This is a genomic window from Deltaproteobacteria bacterium (assembly GCA_019308995.1).
Lineage (GTDB): Bacteria > Desulfobacterota > Desulfarculia > Adiutricales > JAFDHD01 > JAFDHD01.
This window is the reverse complement of record JAFDHD010000170.1, coordinates 1-4,933: the sequence shown is the minus strand read 5'-3', so window position 1 is coordinate 4,933 and position 4,933 is coordinate 1. Positions and strand designations below refer to the sequence as shown.

The following is a 4,933-nucleotide window of genomic DNA, read 5'->3' as shown; positions in this document are numbered from 1 at the left end:
GTCCCATTACCCCCTGCTTTGCCGCAGGCAGCATGGATCAATCCTCCTGTGGATGCATAGAAAACTACAGTAATATTTGACAGTGAGTGTCCAAAAGTTGTTGACAGGTTCCGATCTCTGATTATTCCTATGAAAAAAAATATTGTTTAAAGGTAATTTGCCTAATAAAACAACTCAATAGATTGTGTGCCACGGGCGAACCAAGTCTTCAAGCGGTTGCTTGTGTTACACTAGTTTTGTTTTTAAAAAACCTGCTACAATGGGCTAGTTACCATTATATCAACTCGGCCTTCTTAACGGATTTGGTGTAGTTTTTTATTCCTTCCACGATGCCGTTAGCCATGTTTTCCAGATAGCGTTTTTCCCGCATGCGGGCCTCGTCATTTTTATTGCTGATGAACGCCATCTCCAGCAGGATGGAAGGCATGTTGGCTCCGATGAGGACATAGAAGGGGGCCTGCTTGACTCCCATGTCTTTAACATTTTTGTACTTGTTGCACAGGCATTTAACCATCTGGGTTTGGACCGCTTTGGCCAGATGACTGGATTCGGTTATTTTGGAATTGAGCATGAGGTCATTCAGGATCAATTCCAGGTCGCTCATCGTTTTAGTCGAGGTGGCGTTTTCACGGGCGGCCACACGCATGGCTTCCTCGTCTGTGGCCAGGTTGAGAAAATAGGTTTCAATGCCATGAATTCTTTTATCTTTGTGAGCATTGGCGTGGACAGAAATGAACAGGTCCGCGCCAACGGTGTTGGCAATGGCCGTGCGTTCTTCAAGCGGTAAAAATACGTCCTTGGTTCTGGTCAGGATGCATTTGATGCCCAGCTGTTTTTCGATTTTTTTAGCGAGCAGCTTAGATATCCTCAAGGTTAGATCCTTTTCAATCAGGCCTGTTACCCCGGTTGCGCCTCGATCTTTGCCTCCATGACCGGGATCAATAACTATTTTTCTCACTCCCAGTCGCAGCTGCCTGGCCAGGGAAGCCTGGCTGGGATATTTTCGGGCCAGCCCTCGAGGCACTTTTTTGCGCTTCTCGGCGGCTTCTTTGAGATCGGTTAAAGGCGCGGCGGGTTTGGGGGCCTCCGGTTTGGCCTGTGTAGCCGGTTTCGGCTTCGCCGCGGCCACGGCCTGTTCCAACGGCCTGCCCGTGACGTCAATCACGATGCGGAAGGGGTTGCTTAAGGCAAAGATGCGGTAGGTTTCAATGTTTGCAATATCGAGGACGACCCTGACTGTCTTCAGGTCGTGTTGAGCAATGCGGACGCGCTGGAGCAACCGGTTGGCAATGGGCAGAACTTCTTTGATGTTAGGATCAATCCTGGAAGGGGTCAGGTCCATGTAAAGACGCATCGGCTTGTGCTGTTTCAGGTCCGGTCTCAGTAAATGGTCTTTAAATTTTGTTTCCCGGTCCAGGTCAATAACGACGCGGGTGTAAGAAGGCGTGGACCAGTGACGAACACCCTTGACCATCGGTTTCAGTCCGGTTGAAACAGGGGGTTTGCTGGCCGCCACTTTAGGCACGGGCATCCCGGAGATTTTGGTCATCCACTTCTGAGCCTCAGCGACCTGGGGACTCTCAGGGTGGTTGAGTTCAACCTTCAGGAACTCGACATAAGCCCGATCCTTGTCCTGCTTGTAAAGGTAATAAACCTGGCCGATCTTGACCTGAGCCTCGGCGGCCAAAGGGTCTTTGGGAAAACGTTTGGTCAGGCGGCGGTAGTAATCCAGGGCCTTGTTCAGGTCCAAAGTCAGTCTGGAACGCTTATAGAGGCCGAGGTACAGGTCCCCGATGGTCAGAAGAGACTGCCTGGCCCGCCGGTTGGTAGGGTTCTTTTTAAGGACGCGTTTATAGCGGTCAGTCACATTGAGCCAGTTATGCCGAAAGGCTTGGGCCTTTTTATTTTTTTCAAGCCTGGTTTTGGCCTGCTCGGCGTATTTGAAAAGAACTTCGTTGGAGGCGGCCTCAGACGGCTGAAACCACAGGGCCAGGATCGCCGCGGCTAGAAAAGGAATGAACAGGTATTTTAGGCGAGGGGTCATTGGACCATCTTTTTTAACTCGGCCAGTTTGTTCAGGGCCTCCAGAGGAGTCATTTGATCCGTGTTCAACCGCTGTATCTCATCGGTCAGGCTTTCATCCCTTCTGGCAAAAAGAGACAGCTGGCCCGCTTCCTGAGCACGGCCGGACTTTGAACGCACCGGGCGAGGCAATCCGGTCGGGTCAATTTCCTCCCGTTCAAGATTCTCTAAAACCTCGGCCGCCCTGTCAAGGATTTCAGACGGCAGGCCGGCCAGCCGGGCTACGGCCAGGCCGTAACTGCGGCTCGTTCCACCTGGAACAAGCTTGCGGAGAAAAATGATCTCGTCGCGCCATTGCTTGACCGCGACATTAAAATTTTTAACCCGTGACATCGTCTTGGCCAGCTCGACGAGTTCGTGGTAATGAGTGGCGAACAAGGTTCTGACCCCGTGCCCCTGGAGATTATGAATATACTCGACCACGGCCCAGGCGATGGACAGTCCGTCAAAGGTGCTGGTGCCTCTCCCGATTTCATCCAGGATGACCAGGCTCTTGCTGGTGGCCTGGTTGAGTATCTGGGCGGTTTCGTTCATTTCGACCATGAAGGTTGATCTGCCGCGGGTCAGATCATCAGAGGCTCCAATGCGGGTGAAGATGCGGTCCACCATACCCAGGCGGGCTTTTTCGGCCGGGACAAAGCTGCCGATCTGGTTCAGGAGCACGATCAGGGCCACCTGGCGCAGGATGGTGGATTTGCCAGCCATGTTGGGGCCGGTGATAATCAGGATCTGATTGGAGTCGTTGTCCAGGATGATATCATTGGGCACAAAGGTCTCCTGGCGCAGGGAACGTTCGATGACCGGATGCCGGCCGTCCACGATCTCGATCCGGTCGTCATGAAGAAGCTCGGGCCGAACATAATCATACTTGACCGCCGTTTCCGCCAGGGCCGCCAGCACGTCAATTTCGGCGAGCGACCCCGCCGTGTCCTTGAGGCGGGAGACGTAAGCCATCAGGTCCTGCCGCAGCCCTTCAAAGAGTTTCTGCTCTAACAGTACGCGCCGCTCTTCAGCCGTAAGGACCTTGGATTCCCATTCCTTGAGTTCCGGGGTCACGAACCGTTCCGCCCCGGTCAGGGTCTGCCGCCGGATATAATCCTCGGGCACCTGATCCAGGTTGGACCGGGTGACCTCGATGTAGTACCCAAAAATCTTGTTGAATCCAACCTTGAGGGAGGAGATACCTGTGCGCTGACGCTCCTCCGCCTCCATGCGGGCTATCCAGCCTTTGCCATCGGCCATGATGGACATGAGCTCGTCGAGCTCGGCATTGAACCCTTCTCGAATAACGCCGCCGTTCTTAAGGGTCATGGCAGGGTCGTCCATAAGGGCCTTTTCGATCAGGTCGGCCGTCTCGGTCAATTCATCAAGCTTCCAGCCGAGATCGCGCAGGCGGCCGTCAACTAGCTCCAGAAGTAAGCCCTTGATCTGAGGCAGGCGGCGCAGGCTTTCTTTGAGGCAGATCAAGTCCCTCGGGTTGGCGCGATTTAAGGAAATTCGTCCCGTCAGCCGCTCCAGGTCGTAAACTCCGTTTAAAATATCGCGCAGATCAGAGCGCCGCAAACCATCTAAAACCAGCGCCTCGACCGCCTCATGCCGCTCGGCTATTTGAGTTCGATCCCGTAAAGGGTAACTCAGCCACTGCTTAAGCTTGCGTCCGCCCATGGCCGTGACCGTATGGTCAATCAGGCTCATCAATGAGCCGGGTGGGGAGTGGTCTTGAAGGTTGGCAAAGAGTTCCAGATTTCGCCTGGCTGTTTCGTCCAGAACCATATATTCCTGGAGCCGGTAACACCGCAGACGGTTCACATGCTCAAGATTTTCACCCTGGTTTTCTTCGGCATAAAGCAGGACTGCTCCAGCGGCGGTCAGCCCCAGAGGCAGATCCTCCACCCCAAAACCCGCCAGGGCGTGTTGGCCAAAGTGATTTACCAGCACCGACCGAGCCCGCGAGCGCTCAAAGGCGCCGGACTCAAAAAGAGTGCAATACAGGGCCATATCATCGAGCAGGGCGGCCAGTTTTTGCTGATCGTCATCGCTGATAAGGGTTTCGGCCGGTGCGAGCCTGGATAATTCGGAGACGAGCGTCTGCTCACCGCTTATCTCGGTCAGGATGAAATCACCCGTGCTCACGTCCAGGGCGGCCAGGCCAAAGTGGTCGTTTTCCCGTTCGGTCAGGGCCGCCAGATAGAGGGGTGATCCGGGGTCTTCGATCTCAGGGGAGATATTCATGCCCGGCGTTACAACCCGCGTCACCTTCCGCGCCACGATCCCTTTGGCCAGGCGCGGGTCTTCGACCTGATCGCAGATAGCGACCTTGAATCCAGCCTTGATCAGCCTGGCGACATAAGCCTCTGCGGAGTGATAAGGCACACCGCACATGGGAATGTCCTGGTTGTGGTATTTGGAGCGGGAGGTCAGGGCTATTTCTAGAATCGGTGCGGCCTTGACTGCATCCTCGAAAAACATCTCATAAAAGTCGCCCATGCGGAAGAAAAGGATGGCCCCGGGATACCTTTCCTTGATCTCGAAGTACTGTTTGAGCATGGGAGTTAGTTTAGGCACGTTATTCTCAGGACGAGTCGCCTCGTTTTTCTTCAGGTTCAGGCGCAACATTTAAATTCGGTTTGCCCAGGGCCAGAAGTACTGGTTTGCGCCGGTGCAAGGTCATGGTGTCCCATTCCTGGCACTTAAGACAGCGCCACATTAATTCCTGGGATTCAAACCCGCACTGCCTGCACTGAAAATCGGCTCCAGGAGAAGTCATGTTTTCAAGGAGATTTTGAAAGGCGGCCAGGGTTTCGTCGGGCCGTTCCAAAGACAGCAGGAGCAAACCTAGCTCCCGGTGAAC

At 54.1% G+C, this 4,933-nt stretch carries 3 protein-coding genes; all 3 read right to left on the bottom strand.

Annotated elements, in window-relative coordinates; translation table 11 throughout:
• Positions 1-274: 274 nt before the first annotated feature.
• Positions 275-2,044, bottom strand: coding sequence for an N-acetylmuramoyl-L-alanine amidase (locus tag JRI95_16280; GenBank protein MBW2063101.1), 1,770 nt, complete (start codon positions 2,042-2,044; stop codon positions 275-277).
• Entirely contained in the window at positions 2,041-4,647 is a 2,607-nt protein-coding gene (gene mutS / locus JRI95_16275) for a DNA mismatch repair protein MutS (GenBank protein MBW2063100.1), read from the bottom strand. Before mutS ends, JRI95_16280 begins: the two co-directional genes overlap by 4 nt.
• 7 nt (positions 4,648-4,654) lie before the next feature.
• Positions 4,655-4,933: hypothetical protein (locus JRI95_16270; GenBank protein MBW2063099.1), on the bottom strand; the 279-nt coding region annotated here is incomplete at its 5' end.